Origin of the sequence: Enterobacter cloacae complex sp. P43RS (assembly GCF_014930585.1) — a bacterium.
Classification (GTDB): Bacteria; Pseudomonadota; Gammaproteobacteria; order Enterobacterales; family Enterobacteriaceae; genus Enterobacter; species Enterobacter bugandensis.
In genome coordinates, this window is the sequence record NZ_JADBRJ010000017.1 from 25,507 (window position 1) to 45,937 (window position 20,431).

Genomic DNA, 20,431 nt, shown 5'->3' on the forward strand with positions numbered 1-20,431 from the left:
TATATTTAACGTTCGTGGACAAACTCAGGTGAGAAAAGGGTTGTTTTTCGAGTGATAACAGGCAGTTAATTAACTATTGTGGACAATATTAAACAATGGCAGACACAGATAAACAACCTACCTTCCTATTCCACGACTACGAAACCTTTGGCACGCATCCGGCGCTGGACCGACCGGCGCAGTTTGCCGCCATCCGCACCGATGACGAATTCAACATCATTGGCGAGCCTGAGGTCTTTTACTGTAAACCGGCTGATGACTACCTGCCGCAGCCCGGCGCGGTAATGGTCACCGGGATCACGCCGCAGGAAGCACGGGAAAAAGGCGTTAACGAAGCAGAGTTCGCCCGCCGCATCCACGATCTGTTTACCGTGCCTAATACCTGCGTGGTCGGTTACAACAACATCCGTTTTGACGATGAAGTGACGCGCAACATCTTCTATCGCAACTTTTACGATCCGTACGCCTGGAGCTGGCAGAACCGCAATTCACGCTGGGATCTGCTCGACATCATGCGCGCCTGTTATGCCCTGCGCCCTGAAGGCATTAACTGGCCGGAAAATGAGGAAGGGCTGACCAGCTTCCGTCTGGAACACCTGACGCGCGCCAACGGCATCGAGCACAGCAATGCCCACGATGCGATGGCAGACGTTTATGCCACCATTGCCATGGCGAAGCTGGTGAAAACCGCACAGCCCCGGCTGTTTGAATATCTGCTGAGCCACCGAAGCAAGCAGAAGCTCATGACCCTTATCGACGTACCGCAGATGAAGCCCCTGGTGCATATCTCCGGCATGTTTGGCGCCTCGCGCGGCAATACCAGCTGGGTTGCGCCGCTGGCGTGGCACCCGGATAACCGTAATGCGGTTATCATGGTGGACCTGGCGGGCGATATTTCGCCGCTGCTGGAGCTTGACAGCGATACCCTGCGCGAACGGCTTTACACCCCGAAAAATGAACTCGGGGATCTGCCTGCGGTGCCGGTTAAGCTGGTGCACATCAATAAATGTCCGGTGCTGGCGCAGGCGAACACGCTGCGTCCGGAAGATGCCGACAGGCTGGGCATTAACCGTCAGCACTGCCTGGATAACCTGAAAGTGCTTCGCGATAACCCGCAGGTGCGCGAGAAAGTGGTCGCCATCTTCGCCGAGGCGGAGTCGTTCGTGCCGTCCGAAAACGTGGATGCCCAGCTCTACAACGGCTTCTTCAGCGATGCCGACCGCGCAGCCATGAATATTGTTCTGCAAACCGAGCCGCGTAACTTACCTGCGCTGGACATCACCTTCGCCGATAAGCGCATCGAAAAGCTGATGTTTAACTACCGGGCGCGCAATTATCCCGGCACGCTGGATGAAGCAGAACAGGCGCGCTGGCTGCAGCACCGTCGAAACGTGTTTACGCCAGAGTATCTGCAGCATTACGCGCAGGAGCTTGAGTCGTTATACAACCAATATGAAGGCAACGCAGAAAAACAGATCCTGTTAAAAGCCCTGTTCCAGTACGCGCAAGAGATAGTCTGAAGTGAGATATAAAAAAACCGGAGACAAGGTCTCCGGTTTTTTTTAAATGTTAAGACTTAAGCAACGTCTTCGTACTGCGGAACCGGGTTACGGAAGCTCTTCGTAACGCAGGCCAGGTACACCAGACCGATACCTGCCCAAATCAGGCCAAGCACCATCGAGCTCTCTTCCAGGTTAACCCACAGCGCGCCCACGGTCAGGGCACCGCACATCGGCAGGAACAGATACTGGAAGTGATCTTTCAGCGTCTTGTTACGCTTTTCACGGATCCAGAACTGAGAGATAACCGACAGGTTAACAAAGGTGAACGCCACCAGCGCACCGAAGTTAATCAGCGCCGTTGCCATCACCAGGTCAAAGTTAATCGCCAGAAGCGCGATCGCACCGACCAGGATAATGTTCATCGCCGGGGTACGCCAGGTTGGATGCACGTAGCCGAAGAAGCTTTTCGGGAATACGCCATCACGACCCATTACGTACATCAGACGCGCAACGCCTGCATGCGCGGCCATACCGGACGCCAGTACGGTGATGGTGGAGAAGATCAGCGCGCCGACCTGGAACGCTTTACCCGCCACATAGAGCATGATTTCCGGCTGAGACGCATCCGGATCCTTGAAGCGCGAGATATCCGGGAAGTACAGCTGCAGGAAATAGGTCGAGAAAATAAAGATCAGACCGCCAATCAGCGCCGTCAGGAAGATGGCACGCGGGATCACGCGCTCTGCATCCTTCGTTTCCTCAGACAGGTTGCTAATCCCGTCGAAACCGGTAAAGGAGAAGCACAGAATCGTCGCCCCGGTAATCATCGGGATCACATGCGCATCACCAGACCAGAACGGTTTGCTGCTCGCCAGGGTGCCCGCGCCTTCGCCGTGGAATACGCCATAGATCACCATGCCAAGAATCACGGCAATCAGGACAACCTGAAGCACAACGATAACGGAGTTAAAGTTGGCAACGGACTTGATGCTGCGCAGGTTAAAGGCCGTCATAAAGGCTACCAGCGCCACGACGAAGATCCACGAGGGAATCGATGGCACCAGCGCTTCAAAATAGATTTTTGCCAGCAGAATGTTGATCATCGGCGCGAACAGGTAGTCGAGCAGCGAAGACCAGCCCACCATAAAGCCAACCGTCGGACTGATGGATTTCTGGGCATAGGTGTAGGCGGAACCTGCAGACGGATAGCGACGCACCAGTTTACCGTAGCTCAGCGCGGTAAAGAGGATCGCAATCAGCGCAAAGCCGTAAGCCGTCGGCACATGACCGTCAGTGAGGCCCGATACGATACCGAATGTATCGAACAGCGTCATCGGTTGCATATAGGCAAGGCCCATCATAACAACCGGAATCAACGTAAGCGTTTTACGTAATTCCACGCGAGAGGTGTTTGGAGTTGCGTTATGCGACATAGTTATTCTCCTTTACGGTGATAACCGCCACGTAAGCGAAAAATTGCCCCATTTCTTTCTTCCTCAGCGACAACAACTGTCGGATTTTAGTAAATATCTATCCGGTACGAAGCCCGGCCTCTTGGTTTTTAGTTTCGTTTCGTACATGCAAAAAAAAATAACCGACGCCTTTTATATCGTCGATTATTCATTTGGTTGCAGCGGCGGCATTTTGCCCCACATCGGATACAAAAGGCAATACTTTGCAACGCACCGGGTCATTTTCTTTTTTCTAACTGGCTGATTTCTCGGCGCTCCCCTGAGAGTAAACTGCAGCGATAGCACTATTTGCTAAAATTTCGTCCCGCCACCAGGCGCTGGCCAGCCCGGCGGTTTGTTCGTTCCAGCCCACCCATACCGACTCGTTACTGCTTTGCGCAAGCACCTGTTTTTCAACAAGCGCACCGCTGTCAATAAAGCGCTGCGCCAGGTAGCGCGGCAAATAGCCGCAGCCCAGGCCGCTAATTTGCAGCTCCAGCTTGGTTTTAAAGTCAAAAACGGTAATGGCCTCCTGCTCATCCAGCAGCTGCGAGGAAACCGCACATTCGGGGCGCGAGCTGTCCCCGACTACTATTGCGCGGTACCCCTTAATAACGCGGCGGTTAAGAGGATCAGGCTCCTGAGCCAGCGGATGATGGGGCGCCACGGCAAATACCTGCTCCAGCACGCCCAGGCGGGCAAAACCAAAGTCACTCAACTGGGGAGGCTCGTGCAGGGCACCGACAAAGATGTCCGCCCTGCCCTGGGTTAAAGCCTCCCAGGAGCCGCCCAGCACCCCGTTGATGAAGATCAGCCGGGTGACGCTGTGATGCTGGTAAAACGCTTCAATGAGCGGCGTCAGCAGAGAAAACGGAAAGGTATCATCCACGCCAATCACCAGCTCATTCTCCCATCCCTGATGGAGCTTGACGGCCTGCTTTTCCAGCTCGCGAACGGTATGAAGAACGTCACGGCCTTTTTCCAGCAGCATCTGCCCGGTGCGGGTAAACCGGGCGCGGTGCCCGGAGCGATCGAGGATCTGAATATTGAGGTCGCTTTCCAGTTTTTGAACGGTATAGCTCAGGGCCGAAGGGGTTTTGTAGAGCTTTGCCGAGGCAGCCGCAAAGCTCCCCTCTTTTTCCAGTGCATCCAGAATAATAAGAACATCCAGCAGCGGTTTCATGCTCGCCCCCTTCTGGTGTGCGATTGTCTCCGCTGCGGGGCTTATTCCATGGGCATCACCAGCGGATCGGGATACTGATACTCAAACCCCAGCTCATGGCAAATGCGATTGCCATCAACAATTTTGCCTTTACTTTCGTTCTTTGCCTCACCAAAAACCGGCGGAGCCAACCCAAGCTGGCGTGCCATGAGCGGGTAAAACGTGCTGCGCGCCGGATGAGACGGTGCACATATATTATAGATGTGTCCGCCTTTTGGAGCCTGTAAGAGTAGCTCAATCGCACCAATAACATCTTCAAGATGCACAAGATTCACGCCATGCTGACCGTCTGGTGCCGTCTTACCGGCAAAGAAGCGCCCAGGATGACGCCCCGGGCCAACCAGCCCCGCCAGACGAACGATATCGACCTGCGTGCCGGGAAGGTTATGCAGCCAGTCTTCCAGCTCTTTCAGGACCTGACCGCTCGCGGTTATGGGACGGCGCTCGGAACTCTCTTTCACCACGCCCTCAGTATCGCCATAGACCGACGTCGAGCTGGTAAAAATTATGCGCGGGACGTGATGCGCCAGCGCGCTGTCGACAATCTCCTGCATCGCCTGCAGGTAGAATGATTCGCCCGGGCCACTGCGCCGTGCGGGTAGCGTAATCACCAGCGCATCTACGTTCATCAGCGTGTCCAGATCGTCCGCATCACACACCAGCTCCGGCTCCAGACGCAGTTCAACGCCATCAATACCGCACATGCGCGCCGCTTCGACCCCATCCCGGGTGGTCTTGCTCCCGGTCACCTGCCAGCCTTTCGCGGCTAATGACATCGCCAGCGGCATTCCCAGCCATCCTAAACCGACAATCGCGACCTTTTTCATGCGAATTCTCCTGACTCTCACTCGTCTTTCATAAGGCTACGCCAGCCCGGCAGAACACACAATTCATAGCATCAATATGAAATGAATTAATGATCAAAAAAAGCCCTTGCAATATGTCGTACAACTGGTTTAGGTTAAAAGACATCAAATGAATAAGCATTCATCGAGAATTTATATGACACGCGTTCAATTTAAACACCACCATCATCACCATCATCCTGACTAGTCTTTCAGGCGATGTGTGCTGGAAGACGTTTGGATCTTCCAGTGGTGCATGAACGCATGAAAAAGCCCCCGGAAGATCTTCTTCCGGGGGCTTTTTTTTGGACCAAATTCAGACAGGTTAAAACAGGTTAACGAGGAATAAAGAATGTTAGATAACTCACGTTTACGCATAGCTATTCAAAAATCAGGCCGTTTGAGTGACGATTCACGCGAACTGCTGGCCCGCTGCGGGATCAAAATCAACCTGCACACCCAGCGCCTGATTGCTCTGGCTGAAAACATGCCGATCGACATTCTGCGCGTGCGTGATGACGATATTCCCGGCCTTGTGATGGACGGCGTCGTTGACCTCGGCATCATCGGTGAAAACGTGCTGGAAGAAGAGCTGCTGACCCGCCGCGCGCAGGGTGAAGACCCGCGTTACTTCACCCTGCGTCGTCTGGACTTCGGCGGCTGCCGCCTGTCGCTGGCAACGCCGGTTGATGAAGCGTGGGACGGCCCGGCCGCGCTGAACGGCAAACGTATCGCCACCTCTTACCCTCACCTGTTGAAGCGCTATCTCGACCAGAAAGGCGTGCAGTTTAAATCCTGCCTGCTGAACGGCTCCGTTGAAGTGGCACCGCGTGCGGGTCTGGCGGACGCCATCTGTGACCTCGTCTCGACCGGCGCGACGCTGGAAGCGAACGGTCTGCGCGAAGTGGAAGTCATCTACCGCTCTAAAGCGTGCCTGATTCAGCGCGACGGCGAGATGGCCGACGCCAAACAGCAGCTGATCGACAAACTGCTGACCCGTATTCAGGGCGTGATTCAGGCGCGTGAGTCCAAATACATCATGATGCACGCCCCAACCGAGCGTCTGGATGAAGTGATTGCCCTGCTGCCGGGCGCTGAGCGACCAACCATCCTGCCGCTGGCGGGCGATCAGCAGCGCGTGGCGATGCACATGGTGAGCAGCGAAACCCTGTTCTGGGAAACCATGGAAAAACTGAAGGCACTGGGCGCAAGCTCCATCCTGGTGCTGCCAATTGAGAAGATGATGGAGTAATGGCCATGAGCTTTAACACAATCATCGACTGGAATACCTGTAGCGACGCACAGCAGCGTGAGCTGCTGATGCGCCCGGCGATTTCCGCCTCTGAAAGCATCTCCCGCACCGTGGCGGAGATCCTGGATAACGTCAAAGCCCGCGGCGATGACGCCCTGCGTGAATACAGCGTGAAGTTTGATAAGACGGAAGTCGGCGCATTGCAGGTTACCGAGCAGGAAATCATTGATGCCAGTAATCGTCTGGGAGATGACATCAAGCAGGCGATGGCCGTTGCGGTGAAAAACATTGATACCTTCCACACCGCGCAGAAGCTGCAGACCGTGGATGTCGAAACCCTGCCCGGCGTGCGTTGCCAGCAGGTGACGCGCCCGGTTGCGTCAGTGGGACTTTATATCCCTGGTGGTTCAGCGCCGCTGTTTTCGACCGTATTAATGCTCGCCACGCCGGCGCGTATCGCCGGATGCCAGAAAGTAGTGCTGTGCTCTCCGCCACCGATCGCCGATGAGATCCTCTACGCGGCAAAACTCTGCGGCGTACAGGCGGTCTATAAAGTGGGCGGCGCGCAGGCGATTTCCGCCCTGGCGTTCGGCACATACTCCATTCCTAAAGTCGACAAAATCTTTGGCCCGGGCAATGCGTATGTGACCGAAGCCAAGCGCCAGGTCAGCCAGCGTCTCGACGGTGCGGCCATCGATATGCCTGCCGGTCCGTCTGAAGTGTTGGTCATTGCCGACAGCGGCGCAACGCCGGACTTCGTGGCCTCCGACCTGCTTTCACAGGCAGAACACGGCCCGGACTCGCAGGTCATCCTGCTGACGCCGGATGCCGATATGGCGAAACGCGTGGGCGAAGCCGTGGAGCGTCAGCTTGCCGATCTGCCCCGCGCCGACACGGCACGTCAGGCGTTAGCGGCCAGCCGCCTGATTGTGGCGCGCGATCTCGAGCAGTGCATTGCCATCTCCAACCAGTACGGCCCGGAGCACCTGATCATTCAGACCCGCAACGCGCGCGATCTGGTCGACAGCATCACCAGCGCGGGCTCGGTGTTCCTCGGCGACTGGTCACCGGAGTCCGCGGGGGATTACGCCTCCGGCACCAACCACGTTCTGCCGACGTATGGCTATACCTCTACCTGTTCCAGCCTCGGCCTGGCGGATTTCCAGAAACGCATGACCGTGCAGGAGCTGTCCCGCGAGGGGTTTGCTGCACTGGCTTCTACTATTGAAACCCTGGCCGCCGCCGAGCGTCTGACCGCCCACAAAAACGCCGTGACGCTGCGCGTTGCCGCCCTGAAGGAGCAAGCATGAACATTGAAGAATTAGCCCGCGAAAATGTCCGCCGCCTGACGCCTTACCAGTCTGCGCGTCGTCTGGGCGGAAACGGGGACGTCTGGCTGAACGCCAACGAATTCCCGACTGCGGTGCAGTTTGAGCTGTCGCAGCAAACGCTGAACCGCTATCCGGAGTGTCAGCCAAAAGCGGTGATTGAAAACTACGCCCAGTACGCGGGTGTGAAGCCGGAGCAGGTACTGGTCAGCCGCGGCGCGGATGAGGGCATTGAGCTGCTGATCCGCGCGTTCTGCGAGCCGGGCAAAGACGCGGTGATGTACTGCCAGCCCACGTACGGCATGTACAGCGTCAGCGCCGAAACCTTCGGCGTGGCGTGCCGCAACGTCCAGGCGCTGGAGAACTGGCAGCTCGATTTACAGGGCATTGCCGACAATCTCGACGGCGTGAAGGTCGTCTTCGTCTGCAGCCCAAATAACCCAACCGGACAGATTATTAACCCGCAGGATATCCGCACCCTGCTGGAGATGACCCGTGGTAAAGCGCTGGTGGTGGCCGACGAGGCCTACATCGAGTTCTGCCCGCAGGCGACGCTGACGGGCTGGCTGGAAGAGTATCCGCATCTCGTTGTGCTGCGCACGTTGTCAAAAGCCTTCGCCCTCGCGGGCCTGCGCTGCGGGTTTACGCTGGCGAATAAAGAGGTCATCGACCTGCTGCTGAAAGTGATCGCCCCGTACCCCCTCTCAACGCCGGTTGCCGATATTGCGGCACAGGCGCTGACGCCTCAGGGTATCAACGCGATGCGCGAACGCGTGGCGCAGATCCTGGAGGAACGTCAGTACCTTGTCACCGCGCTGAAAGACATCCCATGCGTCGAGCAGGTGTTCGACTCGGAAACCAACTACGTCCTGGCGCGCTTCACCGCCTCCAGTGCCGTATTTAAATCTTTATGGGATCAGGGCATTATCTTACGAGACCAGAATAAACAACCTTCCCTGAGTGGCTGTTTACGTATCACCGTAGGCACCCGCGCAGAGAGCCAGCGCGTCATTGACGCCCTGAAAGCGGAGAAAGTATGACCCAGAAGATCCTTTTCATCGATCGTGACGGCACCCTTATTTCGGAGCCACCAGCCGATTTCCAGGTCGATCGTTTCGACAAGCTGGCTTTTGAACCGGACGTGATCCCGGTGCTGCTTAAGCTTCAGAAAGCAGGCTATAAGCTGGTAATGATCACCAACCAGGACGGTCTGGGTACGGACAGTTTCCCGCAGGCGGACTTTGACGGCCCGCATAACCTGATGATGCAGGTGCTGACCTCTCAGGGCGTGGTATTTGATGAAGTGCTGATTTGCCCGCACATGCCAGCCGACGAGTGCGACTGCCGTAAGCCAAAGGTGAAGCTGGTTGAGCGCTATCTGGCCGAAGATATGCTGGATAAAACCAACAGCTACGTCATCGGCGATCGCATCACCGATATTACGCTGGCGGAAAACATGGGCATCGTGGGGCTGCGCTACGATCGTAACGACCTTAACTGGGCAAAGATTGGCGAGCAACTGACAAAACGCGACCGCTATTCCCACGTTGAGCGTAACACCAAAGAGACGCAGATTGATGTAAAGGTATGGCTGGACCGTGAAGGCGGCAGCAAGATCCACACCGGCGTCGGTTTCTTTGACCACATGCTGGACCAGATTGCCACCCACGGCGGTTTCCGCATGGAGATCGCGGTAAAAGGCGACCTTTATATTGACGATCACCACACCGTGGAAGATACCGGCCTGGCGCTGGGTGAAGCCCTGAAGCTGGCGCTCGGCGACAAGCGCGGCATCAACCGTTTCGGCTTCGTCCTGCCGATGGACGAGTGCCTGGCGCGCTGCGCCATGGACATCTCGGGTCGTCCGCACCTGGAATACAAAGCTGATTTCACCTACCAGCGCGTCGGCGATCTCAGCACCGAAATGGTGGAGCACTTCTTCCGTTCCCTGTCCTACACCATGGGACTGACGCTGCACCTGAAAACCAAAGGCAAAAACGATCATCACCGCGTGGAGAGCCTGTTTAAAGCCTTTGGCCGTACGCTTCGCCAGGCGATCCGCGTGGAAGGCGATGCCCTGCCCTCGTCGAAAGGAGTGCTGTGATGAACGTGGTGATTCTGGATACCGGATGCGCCAACCTCAACTCCGTGAAATCGGCCATCGCGCGCCACGGCTATGAGCCGGTGGTGAGCCGCGATCCGGACATTGTATTGCGCGCTGACAAGCTTTTCCTGCCGGGCGTTGGCACCGCACAGGCGGCGATGGACCAGATTCGCGAACGCGATCTGGTCGATTTGATCAAAGCCTGTACCCAGCCGGTGCTGGGGATTTGCCTGGGCATGCAGCTTCTTGGCCGCCGCAGCGAAGAGAGCAACGGCGTTGACCTGCTGGGCATTATCGACGAAGACGTACCGAAAATGACCGACCACGGCCTGCCTCTGCCGCATATGGGCTGGAACCGCGTTTACGCCAAAGCGGGTGACCGGCTGTTTCGCGGCATCGAAGACGGCGCGTACTTTTACTTCGTGCACAGTTACGCCATGCCGGTGAACGTCAATACCATCGCCCAGTGCACTTACGGCGAGGCGTTTACCGCGGCGGTGCAGAAAGACAATTTCTTCGGCGTACAGTTCCACCCGGAACGCTCAGGCGCCGCGGGCGCGCAGCTGCTGAAAAACTTCCTGGAGATGTGATGATTATTCCCGCTTTAGATTTAATTGACGGCACGGTTGTCCGTCTCCACCAGGGCGATTACGGCCAGCAGCGCGACTACGGAAAGGACCCGCTGCCGCGCCTGCAGGATTATGCCGCCCAGGGTGCACAGGTGCTGCATCTGGTGGATTTAACGGGCGCGAAAGATCCGGCGAAGCGCCAGATCCCGCTGCTGAAAAAACTGGTTGCTGGTGTTGACGTGCCCGTGCAGGTCGGCGGCGGCGTACGCACCGAGGACGACGTGGCGGCTCTTCTGGATGCGGGCGTGGCGCGCGTGGTGGTCGGTTCAACCGCCGTGAAAGACCCTGAGACGGTGAAAGGCTGGTTCCGCCGCTTTGGCGCCGACGCCCTGGTACTGGCGCTGGACGTGCGCATTGACGAGCAGGGTAATAAGCAGGTGGCGGTCAGCGGCTGGCAGGAAAATTCCGGCGTAACGCTGGAAGCGCTGGTCGAGACGTATCTCCCTGTGGGCCTGAAGCACGTGCTGTGCACGGACATCTCGCGCGACGGCACGCTGGCGGGTTCCAACGTTTCTTTATATGAAGAAGTTTGCACCCGTTATCCGCAGGTGGCATTCCAGTCATCTGGCGGCATCGGTGACTTAGCCGATATCGCCGCGCTGCGCGGAACGGGGGTACAGGGCGTGATTGTGGGCCGGGCCCTGCTGGAAGGTAAATTTACGGTGACGGAGGCGATTCAATGCTGGCAAAACGGATAATTCCTTGTCTTGACGTGCGCGATGGTCAGGTTGTGAAAGGCGTGCAGTTCCGCAACCACGAGATCATTGGCGATATCGTCCCGCTGGCAAAACGCTATGCCGATGAAGGCGCTGACGAACTGGTCTTCTATGATATCACCGCCTCCAGCGATGGCCGCGTGGTCGATAAAAGCTGGGTCGCGCGCGTGGCGGAAGTGATTGATATTCCGTTCTGCGTGGCGGGCGGGATTAAGTCTGCTGATGACGCCGCCAAAATTCTCTCTTTTGGCGCCGACAAGATTTCTATCAACTCCCCTGCCCTGGCCGAGCCGGAACTGATTACCCGCCTGGCCGTTCGCTTTGGTGTGCAGTGCATAGTGGTAGGGATTGACACCTGGTTCGACGCCGCGACAGGCAAATATCACGTTAACCAATATACCGGCGATGAAAGCCGGACGCGCGTGACGCAGTGGGAAACGCTCGATTGGGTAGAGGAAGTGCAGAAGCGCGGCGCAGGTGAGATTGTGCTGAACATGATGAACCAGGACGGCGTGCGTAACGGTTACGATCTCGAGCAGCTGAAGAAAGTACGTGCAGTGTGCCACGTTCCGCTGATTGCCTCCGGCGGCGCGGGCACCATGGAACACTTCCTGGAAGCCTTCCGCGATGCGAACGTGGACGGCGCGCTGGCCGCGTCCGTGTTCCACAAACAGATTATCAATATTGGCGAGTTAAAAACGTACCTGGCCGACCAGGGCGTGGAGATCAGGGTATGTTAACAGAGCAACAACAGGCGCAGCTGGACTGGGAAAAAACTGACGGATTACTGCCGGTGGTTGTACAGCATGCCGTCTCAGGCGAAGTGCTGATGCTGGGATACATGAACCAGAACGCGCTGGCAAAAACAATCGACAGCGGCAAAGTGACGTTTTTCTCGCGCACGAAGCAGCGCCTGTGGACCAAAGGGGAAACCTCGGGGCACTTCCTGAACGTGGTCAGCATGACGCCAGACTGCGATAACGACACCCTGCTGGTGCTGGTGAACCCAATCGGCCCAACCTGCCATAAAGGCACCAGCAGCTGCTTCGGCGAGGCGAGCCACCAGTGGCTGTTCCTGTATCAGCTTGAGCAACTCCTGGCGGAGCGTAAATCCGCGGATCCTGAGAGCTCCTATACCGCGAAGCTGTATGCCAGCGGGACTAAGCGTATTGCGCAGAAGGTGGGTGAAGAAGGCGTTGAGACGGCGCTGGCCGCGACCGTACACGACCGGGAAGAGTTGACGAATGAAGCGTCGGATTTGATGTATCACCTGCTGGTGCTGCTGCAGGATCAGGAACTGGATTTGACGGCGGTGATAGAGAATCTTCGTAAACGGCATAAATAAAAAAACCGGGGAATTTCCCCGGTTTTTTTAAATCTGCAAATCAGGCTTTTGGTTTGTAGTTTCGCAGTGCGTTACGCGCCAGTACCACTACAGAACCCATCATCAAGCCCAGCAGCACGGCAAGAGTCAGAATGATTGGTTTTTTGGGGCTGTCACGATGTACAGGCAGATTTGGTTTCATAACGTAACGGTAGACGTGGATAGTATCCGGGTTTACGTTCAGATTTTGAATATCCAGCAAGTTTTGTCTGGTCTGATAGTAAGCAGCAGAAAAGACCAGCGGGCGTGACGCTTCATTGTCAATCATCGATTTCAGACCGTCGCTTCCCAGCAGAAACATCGTTTCCTGAGTCACATCCTGGGTTTGCTGAATGCGCGGCGAGGTAATTTTCGCCGCCTCAGCATTTTTCAGCGCCTCAGCAATCTGTTTGATTCGCAGCTCTTTCTGCTCTTGAGCGACCTTTTCCTGGCTTACCAGAGAATCGTTCAGGGATTTAATCTGTTCCTTGATATTGTCCTTGAGGTCAAGGGCAAGTTCTTTTGCCGTCTGTTCATCTACTTGCTGAATGTACTGCGCTAACTGCTTTTGAGCCGCTTCAGCAGAAGTGCTGATATAGGAGACGGTTAATGGCAACGTTTCCCCTTTAACAGCAGGCTCAATGGTCAGTTTTTCTGGCACGTCCTGATTGTCCAGCGCCTGCGATAACGCTGAGAAAGAAGAGTTAAAACGTCCAATAGCGCGCGTTTGAATGTCCAGCATCGAAGGGGCAGCGCTGCCGTAGAGGATGTTCAATGCATTTGAATAAGTCGCTATCTGGGCCGCATCTGGTTGTGCAATAATCGCCCGTGAGGTCCACTTTTCCTTTGCGACTGATAGATATCCTACCGCCATGGCAATAAAAACAAAAACAAAAATTGCTATCGTCCACTTCCCACGCCACAGCTGTAGCATTAATGCAAGTAAATCAATGTGCTCAGGGTCATTGCTTCGGCTGACCGGACTATTGTTGTTTTGCGTCATACAATCCCTAACAGATAAAAAGGGGGAAAATTATTATGTTTGCATAGTGTATATATTGCTGAGGATTTTTCTATAAGAATCCGATGAGTTATATCGGAAAGATGCGTTATGTAACTCGCCCCCTTCGCGCTATCATAGTCACTATGTGATGCGTTATCGCATCTGTAAGCGTTAGGTATTTGAGGAAAGATATGAAATTTCTGGTAACGGGTGCAGCGGGTTTTATCGGTTCGAATGTCAGCAAACGCCTCATTGAGGGCGGTCATGAGGTTGTCGGTATTGATAACCTGAACGACTATTACGATGTTAATTTAAAGCTGGCACGTCTGGAACGGCTACAATCTGAGCGATTCACCTTCCACAAGATGGAATTAGCTGACCGGGAAGGTATGGCTGCGCTTTTCGCTGACGAGAAGTTCGATCGCGTTATTCACCTGGCCGCACAGGCAGGCGTACGCTACTCCCTGGAAAACCCGCATGCGTACGCCGATGCCAACCTTATTGGCCACCTCAACGTGCTGGAAGGCTGCCGCCATAACCACGTTCAGCATTTGCTGTATGCCTCATCCAGCTCCGTATATGGCCTCAACCGTAAGATGCCCTTCTCCACTGCCGATTCCGTAGATCACCCGGTTTCACTCTATGCCGCGACCAAAAAAGCCAATGAGCTGATGTCGCACACCTATTCGCATCTCTACAACCTGCCGACCACCGGATTGCGCTTCTTTACCGTATACGGTCCGTGGGGACGCCCGGACATGGCGCTGTTTAAGTTTACTAAGGCGATGATTGAAGGCAAAAGCATCGATGTCTATAACTACGGCAAGATGAAGCGCGATTTCACCTACATCGATGATATCGCTGAAGCAATTATCCGCCTGCAGGATGTTATTCCCCATCCTGACGCAAACTGGACCGTCGAGACTGGCTCACCGGCAACCAGTTCAGCACCTTACCGCATTTACAACATCGGTAACAGTTCGCCGGTAGAACTGATGGACTACATCACCGCGCTGGAAGAGGCGCTGGGTAAGAAAGCCGAGAAAAATATGTTGCCACTCCAGCCGGGCGACGTCCTGGAAACCAGCGCCGACACGAAAGCGCTCTATGACGTGATCGGTTTCAAACCGCAAACCTCGGTTAAAGACGGCGTGAAGAACTTCGTTGACTGGTACCGCGAGTTTTACAAGGTCTGAAAATAAAAAACCCGGCAAATCAGCCGGGTTTTTTATTTTAACGTAAGAGAATTAGTCGCTACCGAACAGATCGCGGGTATAGACTTTGTCAGCGACGTCAGCCAGCTCTTCGGCCATACGGTTCGAGATGATGACATCCGCTTCCTTCTTAAAAGCATCCAGATCGCGGATCACGCGGGAATTGAAGAACTGATCTTCCTGCATGGCCGGTTCATAAATAATAACCTCAACGCCTTTCGCCTTGATGCGCTTCATGATCCCCTGAATGGAAGAGGCGCGGAAGTTATCGGAACCGCTCTTCATGATCAGACGATACACGCCGACCACTTTCGGCTGGCGCGCAAGAATAGAATCGGAGATGAAATCTTTACGCGTACGGTTAGCGTCAACAATCGCAGAAATGAGATTATTCGGTACAGCCTGGTAGTTTGCCAGCAGCTGCTTGGTATCTTTTGGCAGGCAATAACCGCCGTAGCCAAATGACGGGTTGTTGTAGTGGTTACCAATACGCGGGTCGAGGCAAACCCCTTCAATAATCTGGCGGGTGTTAAGCCCAAGACTTTCTGCATAGCTGTCGAGCTCATTGAAGTACGCGACTCGCATTGCCAGATAGGTGTTTGCGAAAAGCTTAATCGCCTCCGCTTCGGTGGAGTCTGTGAACAGCACCGGAATATCTTTCTTCACTGCGCCTTCCTGAAGCAGCGCAGCGAAACGTTCAGCGCGATCAGAGCGTTCGCCAATAACGATACGGGAAGGATGCAGGTTATCATAAAGCGCTCTCCCCTCACGCAGGAACTCAGGCGAGAAGAAAATATTATCGATACCAAACTTTTCTTTGATGGATTTGGTAAAGCCGACAGGAATGGTTGATTTAATAACCATCACCGCATCAGGATTGACCGCAATAACATCTTTGATAACCGCTTCTACGGTTGAGGTGTTGAAGTAATTGGTTTTTGGATCGTAGTCAGTAGGCGTCGCAATGATGACGTAATCCGCATCGCGGTATGCATCTTCTTTATCTGTCGTGGCGCGGAAATTCAGCGGTTTGTTGCTGAGATAGTCCTGGATTTCTTTGTCGACAATCGGCGATTTCTTCTGATTGAGCATATCCACTTTGGCCTGCACGATATCCAGCGCAACCACTTCATGGTTCTGAGCAATCAGAATGCCGTTAGAAAGACCGACATACCCTGTTCCGGAAATTGTTATTTTCATTCGCTAATGACTTCTTTTAGTTAACTGTATTGATGGCCAGCAGACCATCGCGATAAACATAACTGTTGGGCTTTGTACCTCCTGGCAAACAGCACTGTCAAGGCAAACCAGGAGTAATCACAACGAGGGGGATGAGATTCAGACTACTTCGAATAATGCGCGGCATTTTTTGCATAAAAAAACCCGGAGACAGGCTCCGGGTTTGATGAAAGCGAGTAAGTTAACTTATTCCATCCATTCGGTGTGGAACACGCCTTCTTTATCCGTGCGCTTGTAAGTATGCGCGCCGAAATAGTCACGCTGTGCCTGAATCAGGTTGGCAGGCAGAACGGCAGCGCGGTAGCTATCGTAATACGCCACCGCAGCGGAGAAGGTTGGAACCGGGATACCGTTCTGTACAGCGTAGGCAACCACGTCACGCAGCGCCTGCTGGTACTCGTCTGCAATCTTCTTAAAGTACGGTGCCAGCAGAAGGTTAGCGATACCTGCGTTTTCAGCATAGGCATCGGTGATTTTCTGCAGGAACTGCGCACGAATGATGCAACCCGCGCGGAAGATCTTCGCGATCTCGCCGTAGTTCAGGTCCCAGTTATTCTCGTCAGACGCCGCACGCAGCTGTGAGAAGCCCTGCGCGTAGGAGACGATTTTACCCAGGTACAGGGCGCGACGAACTTTCTCGACGAACTCAGCTTTGTCACCGGCTGGTTTAGCCTGTGGGCCTGACAGCACTTTAGAAGCCGCAACGCGCTGCTCTTTCAGAGAAGAGATATAACGCGCAAAGACGGATTCGGTGATCAGAGACAGCGGCTCGCCCAGATCCAGAGAGCTCTGGCTGGTCCATTTACCGGTACCTTTGTTCGCTGCTTCATCCAGAATCACATCAACCAGGTATTTACCTTCTTCATCTTTCTTCGTGAAGATATCTTTGGTGATGTCGATCAGGTAGCTGTTCAGCTCGCCTTTGTTCCACTCGGTAAAGGTTTCAGCCAGCTCTTCATTAGAGAGATTCAGGCCGCCTTTCAGCAGGGAGTATGCTTCTGCGATCAGCTGCATATCGCCGTATTCGATGCCGTTGTGCACCATTTTTACATAGTGACCCGCACCGTCCGGACCGATATAAGTCACACACGGCTCGCCATCTTCCGCAACAGCAGCGATTTTAGTCAGAATAGGCGCAACCAGTTCGTACGCTTCTTTCTGGCCACCAGGCATGATAGATGGGCCTTTCAGCGCGCCCTCTTCACCACCGGAAACACCGGTACCGATGAAGTTGAAGCCTTCAGCGGACAATTCACGGTTACGACGAATGGTGTCCTGGAAGAAGGTGTTACCGCCATCAATGATGATGTCGCCTTTTTCGAGGTAAGGCTTCAGGGAGTCGATAGCTGCATCGGTACCTGCGCCCGCTTTCACCATTAGCAGGATTCGACGAGGCGTTTCCAGAGACTCAACGAACTCTTTCACCGTATAGAAAGGAACCAGCTTCTTGCCTGGGTTCTCGGCAATCACTTCTTCAGTCTTATCACGGGAGCGGTTGAAAACGGAGACGGTATAACCACGGCTTTCGATGTTGAGCGCCAGGTTGCGCCCCATCACTGCCATACCGACAACGCCGATCTGTTGCTTGGACATTACATACTCCTGTCAGGTGTGGTCCCACCAGGTACTTCCCGGTGGATATATTATCGAATAATCTTAACTCAGAAATCGAGAGCAGAGGTAGGTAATTATGGTCATTAATACACTTTAGCCATAACAAAAGCATGGCTTTATCAAGTGGTCATTTTTGCGTCGTTGAAATACATTGCTTTTTATATTCTTTAATAGTTTTCTGGTAAATATAATAGCTTAACTTAGGTATACGTTTCAAATTCTTATCATCGAAATCGACACCAATTATTCCAAATCTATTTTTGTAACCCCATAACCACTCGAAATTATCGAGCAAGCTCCAAAATAGATAGCCCTGAATATCCAATCCTTCCTTTTTTGCATTCATAACGGCAGTAACATGTCTCTTGAGATAGTCTGCTCTCAACTTATCAGAAATGACCCCTTCCTTAAGTTGTTCATCAGCTAAACCAAAACCTGCACCATTCTCAGTAATAATGAAGGTAGGATGAGCATATTCGGCATCAATCTTTTTCATCATTGTAACCAACGCCTCAGGAGAAACAGGTCCGTTGACGGATGGTTTTTTATCTGGGTTAGGGACATTACCTATTTCAAACGGTTCAGATTTATCATACCTAACCAATGTTGGACCATAATAATTTACGCCGATGAAATCAGGTTTTCCTTGGGTAATCAATTGCATATCTTGAGATGTGGGCTTAAATTTAGGATATGCTGATTGATACATTTTCAATACTGAATCTGGATATTTTCCCTTATATAGAGCATCGAGAATCCAGTTGTTGTGGAGATCGTTACATAACTGCTCAGTAGTACTATTTGGATGTCCATTATCGATGCAAGGAGATAAGTTTAACGCAATGCCAATACGTCCATCATATTTAGCCTTATGGTAATTACGTACCACCATCGCATTTGCAATCAAAAGGTTGTGTAATGCTACCGCTTGTTTTCCACGAGACGCTACGGACAAAACGTCACGGTATCCGTCTGGTTTTTTTTCAATGAGATTTGCTGCAAGGGGTTCAAGAGTAAAAACATAGCCTTCAGGCTCATTAAAGGTAATAAAATTATGACTTTTATTACCAAAATTCTCAAAAATTACTTGCGCAAATTTTTCGAACCACACTGGTGATTCAGGGTTAGACCAACTACCTTTTTTATAAAGCGCTAATGGCATGTCCCAGTGGTAAAGTGTAATCACCGGCTCAATATTAGCTTCTTTTAAGTCAGCAATAAGTTGGTTGTAATATTCTAATCCCTTTTTATTTACCGTTACACCGTCAGGCATGACCCTGGACCAGGATATGGAGAAGCGGTACGAATTGACACCTAATTCTTTCATGAGTTGTATATCTTTTAGATAGACATCCCGAGAAATTTGATTGGCTGCAACATCTCCATTTTCAACGGTACCAATAGTATATTTTGTTACTTCATTATGAGTAAAATAATCCCAGTTTGAAGGACCCTTTCCACTCTCATTCCAGCCACCTTCAACCTGGTAAGATGAGGATGCCGTGCCCCAGAGAAAATCACATTGTTGTTTTTCACCAGAGAATGCAGGAGGTAAAAGAAGCGCAGAGGTAAGGAAAAAATATTTTGCTTTCATTTTATAATCAAAACCTGATAGCTATTAAGGGTATGATATTGTTAATTTTATGAATCGCTATTTGCTATTTTTTATTAAATTGAGCAAATACTGGCCGTAATTGGTCTTGCTCATTTCATTCCCGTAGGTCAGGACCTCACTCTCAGTGAGCCAACCGTTACGGTAAGCAATTTCCTCCAGGCAGGCGATTTTGAACCCTTGTCGCTTCTCAATAGTATGAATAAATTGTGATGCTTCGATTAAACTGTCATGGGTACCGGTATCGAGCCATGCAAAGCCTCGTCCCAGTAATTCTACCTGAAGATTTCCCTGTTCGAGATACATCTCATTCAGCGTAGTAATTTCAAGTTCACCGCGTGCTGATGGTTTAACGCGTTTTGCCATATCAACCACGTTTGCATCATAAAAATATAGGCCAGTAACAGCCCAGTTGGATTTAGGTGCAGCTGGTTTTTCTTCTATACTTAATGCCTTGAAGTTTTCATCAAACTCTACAACACCAAAACGCTCTGGATCCATTACCTGGTAGCCAAAAACAGTAGCCCCGGCATTACCTGAAACAACCGATTCAAGTTTCCTACCAAAACTCTGCCCGAAGAAAATATTATCACCTAATACTAAGGCACATTTATCACCAGAGATAAACTCTTCACCAATAATGAATGCTTGCGCAAGGCCATCAGGAGACGGCTGAATTTCATAGGACAAATTAATTCCGAAACGACTACCATCTCCTAACAAACGTTTAAAAGAAGGCAGATCTTCAGGTGTTGTGATTAAGAGAATATCACGGATACCCGCAAGCATAAGCACCGACATTGGATAATAAACCATAGGTTTATCATAAATGGGTAAAAGTTGTTTAGAGACTCCACGTGTAATTGGGTGTAAACGTGTTCCTGAACCGCCAGCAAGAATAATACCCTTCATTCTACTACCTCAATACTCTTAAGCTAAATTAGAATTAATATCTTTCAATTAAACAACATCTTTTCTGATATCAGTTGAGCACAATGTTTTTACCCATGAGTCTACGCTATAACGCGAAATTGCATCCGTATGCTTTTCATCATACGGGATATCAAAAAAAGCAGAGTCTATATAAATATTTTTGCGGTCTATAAAATAAAAATTTTCAGATGCATAAAAGTCGTAGTCCTTAACTCTGCTATTAGTAGTTATGAACTTCCTCTTTAGAGGTAAGCATTCTATTGTTCTCATCGTCAAACCTGTCTGCCGGGGATGCTGGATGTCAAGCACAGCATCAGCACCAGAGAAGAATGACGCAATCTGTTTTTTATTTCTAGAGCGAAGTGTAAAACTAAAGAGTCTGTATTTAATGACATCTTTTATAT

At 52.3% G+C, this 20,431-nt stretch carries 20 protein-coding genes, 1 pseudogene and 1 other annotated feature; of the genes and pseudogenes, 11 read left to right on the top strand and 10 right to left on the bottom strand.

Features of this window, described 5'->3' with window-relative positions; genetic code table 11:
• Positions 1-95: 95 nt before the first annotated feature.
• A complete protein-coding gene (sbcB, locus tag IM294_RS21040) occupies positions 96-1,520 on the top strand; it encodes an exodeoxyribonuclease I (RefSeq protein ID WP_193360390.1) in 1,425 nt (474 codons plus the stop codon).
• Between the two features lie 56 nt (positions 1,521-1,576).
• Here sbcB and plaP read toward each other — a convergent pair whose 3' ends face one another.
• From plaP to IM294_RS21060, 4 genes are all read right to left on the bottom strand, one after another.
• Positions 1,577-2,935, bottom strand: coding sequence for a putrescine/proton symporter PlaP (gene plaP, locus IM294_RS21045; protein ID WP_028013759.1), 1,359 nt, complete (start codon positions 2,933-2,935; stop codon positions 1,577-1,579).
• The gene (gene yoeI / locus IM294_RS21050) at positions 2,925-2,987 is read right to left on the bottom strand and encodes a membrane protein YoeI (protein ID WP_099458931.1); all 63 of its coding nucleotides are present in this window, start codon (positions 2,985-2,987) and stop codon (positions 2,925-2,927) included. The genes plaP and yoeI overlap by 11 nt, the downstream gene beginning before the upstream one ends.
• A gap of 219 nt (positions 2,988-3,206) precedes the next feature.
• On the bottom strand, positions 3,207-4,136 hold the full coding sequence (locus IM294_RS21055; RefSeq protein ID WP_049137393.1) for a LysR substrate-binding domain-containing protein: 930 nt from the start codon (positions 4,134-4,136) through the stop codon (positions 3,207-3,209).
• 41 nt (positions 4,137-4,177) lie between these two features.
• Entirely contained in the window at positions 4,178-5,002 is an 825-nt protein-coding gene (locus tag IM294_RS21060; protein WP_126818254.1) for an SDR family oxidoreductase, read from the bottom strand.
• Positions 5,003-5,177: 175 nt separating this feature from the next.
• Between IM294_RS21060 and hisL the strand changes: the two genes are divergently transcribed.
• The 9 genes from hisL to hisIE all read left to right on the top strand — a co-directional run bounded on the left by hisL (position 5,178) and on the right by hisIE (position 12,394).
• Positions 5,178-5,228 carry a his operon leader peptide gene (gene hisL, locus IM294_RS21065; RefSeq protein WP_001364200.1) on the top strand — a complete coding sequence of 17 codons (51 nt, stop codon included), beginning with the start codon at positions 5,178-5,180 and terminating at the stop codon, positions 5,226-5,228.
• Positions 5,204-5,327, top strand: a sequence feature (His leader region). Its footprint overlaps the gene before it by 25 nt.
• A gap of 45 nt (positions 5,328-5,372) precedes the next feature.
• The gene (hisG, locus tag IM294_RS21070) at positions 5,373-6,272 is read left to right on the top strand and encodes an ATP phosphoribosyltransferase (protein WP_000886595.1); all 900 of its coding nucleotides are present in this window, start codon (positions 5,373-5,375) and stop codon (positions 6,270-6,272) included.
• A 5-nt stretch (positions 6,273-6,277) separates the two neighbouring features.
• Positions 6,278-7,582 (top strand): histidinol dehydrogenase, encoded by a 1,305-nt coding sequence (gene hisD / locus IM294_RS21075; protein WP_126818253.1) that lies wholly within the window; start codon positions 6,278-6,280, stop codon positions 7,580-7,582.
• Positions 7,579-8,640 carry a histidinol-phosphate transaminase gene (gene hisC / locus IM294_RS21080; RefSeq protein ID WP_126818252.1) on the top strand — a complete coding sequence of 354 codons (1,062 nt, stop codon included), beginning with the start codon at positions 7,579-7,581 and terminating at the stop codon, positions 8,638-8,640. The genes hisD and hisC overlap by 4 nt, the downstream gene beginning before the upstream one ends.
• Positions 8,637-9,704 (top strand): bifunctional histidinol-phosphatase/imidazoleglycerol-phosphate dehydratase HisB, encoded by a 1,068-nt coding sequence (gene hisB, locus IM294_RS21085; RefSeq protein WP_126818251.1) that lies wholly within the window; start codon positions 8,637-8,639, stop codon positions 9,702-9,704. The genes hisC and hisB overlap by 4 nt, the downstream gene beginning before the upstream one ends.
• Positions 9,704-10,294, top strand: coding sequence for an imidazole glycerol phosphate synthase subunit HisH (hisH, locus tag IM294_RS21090; RefSeq protein WP_028013765.1), 591 nt, complete (start codon positions 9,704-9,706; stop codon positions 10,292-10,294). Before hisB ends, hisH begins: the two co-directional genes overlap by 1 nt.
• Positions 10,294-11,031 (top strand): 1-(5-phosphoribosyl)-5-[(5-phosphoribosylamino)methylideneamino]imidazole-4-carboxamide isomerase, encoded by a 738-nt coding sequence (hisA, locus tag IM294_RS21095; RefSeq protein ID WP_126818250.1) that lies wholly within the window; start codon positions 10,294-10,296, stop codon positions 11,029-11,031. Before hisH ends, hisA begins: the two co-directional genes overlap by 1 nt.
• A complete protein-coding gene (gene hisF / locus IM294_RS21100) occupies positions 11,013-11,789 on the top strand; it encodes an imidazole glycerol phosphate synthase subunit HisF (RefSeq protein WP_126818249.1) in 777 nt (258 codons plus the stop codon). Before hisA ends, hisF begins: the two co-directional genes overlap by 19 nt.
• Positions 11,783-12,394: a bifunctional phosphoribosyl-AMP cyclohydrolase/phosphoribosyl-ATP diphosphatase HisIE gene (gene hisIE, locus IM294_RS21105; RefSeq protein ID WP_126818248.1), complete on the top strand. Its 612-nt coding sequence runs from the start codon at positions 11,783-11,785 to the stop codon at positions 12,392-12,394. Before hisF ends, hisIE begins: the two co-directional genes overlap by 7 nt.
• A 40-nt stretch (positions 12,395-12,434) precedes the next feature.
• Here hisIE and wzzB read toward each other — a convergent pair whose 3' ends face one another.
• On the bottom strand, positions 12,435-13,415 hold the full coding sequence (gene wzzB, locus IM294_RS21110; protein WP_126818247.1) for an LPS O-antigen chain length determinant protein WzzB: 981 nt from the start codon (positions 13,413-13,415) through the stop codon (positions 12,435-12,437).
• 191 nt (positions 13,416-13,606) lie between these two features.
• Between wzzB and IM294_RS21115 the strand changes: the two genes are divergently transcribed.
• The gene (locus tag IM294_RS21115; RefSeq protein WP_126818246.1) at positions 13,607-14,611 is read left to right on the top strand and encodes an NAD-dependent epimerase; all 1,005 of its coding nucleotides are present in this window, start codon (positions 13,607-13,609) and stop codon (positions 14,609-14,611) included.
• A 51-nt stretch (positions 14,612-14,662) separates the two neighbouring features.
• On the opposite strand, the gene ugd is transcribed toward IM294_RS21115, so the two are convergent.
• The 5 genes and pseudogenes from ugd to IM294_RS22145 all read right to left on the bottom strand — a co-directional run.
• Positions 14,663-15,829 (bottom strand): UDP-glucose 6-dehydrogenase, encoded by a 1,167-nt coding sequence (gene ugd / locus IM294_RS21120; protein ID WP_048961289.1) that lies wholly within the window; start codon positions 15,827-15,829, stop codon positions 14,663-14,665.
• A gap of 225 nt (positions 15,830-16,054) precedes the next feature.
• The gene (gene gndA / locus IM294_RS21125) at positions 16,055-17,461 is read right to left on the bottom strand and encodes an NADP-dependent phosphogluconate dehydrogenase (RefSeq protein WP_028013772.1); all 1,407 of its coding nucleotides are present in this window, start codon (positions 17,459-17,461) and stop codon (positions 16,055-16,057) included.
• A 148-nt stretch (positions 17,462-17,609) separates the two neighbouring features.
• The gene (locus IM294_RS21130) at positions 17,610-19,076 is read right to left on the bottom strand and encodes a glycoside hydrolase family 1 protein (protein ID WP_049137384.1); all 1,467 of its coding nucleotides are present in this window, start codon (positions 19,074-19,076) and stop codon (positions 17,610-17,612) included.
• A 57-nt stretch (positions 19,077-19,133) separates the two neighbouring features.
• Complete coding sequence (gene rfbA, locus IM294_RS21135; RefSeq protein WP_028013773.1) at positions 19,134-20,006, bottom strand: glucose-1-phosphate thymidylyltransferase RfbA; 873 nt, start codon at positions 20,004-20,006, stop codon at positions 19,134-19,136.
• Between the two features lie 48 nt (positions 20,007-20,054).
• A pseudogene (locus IM294_RS22145) lies at positions 20,055-20,431 on the bottom strand (hypothetical protein); the annotation flags it as partial.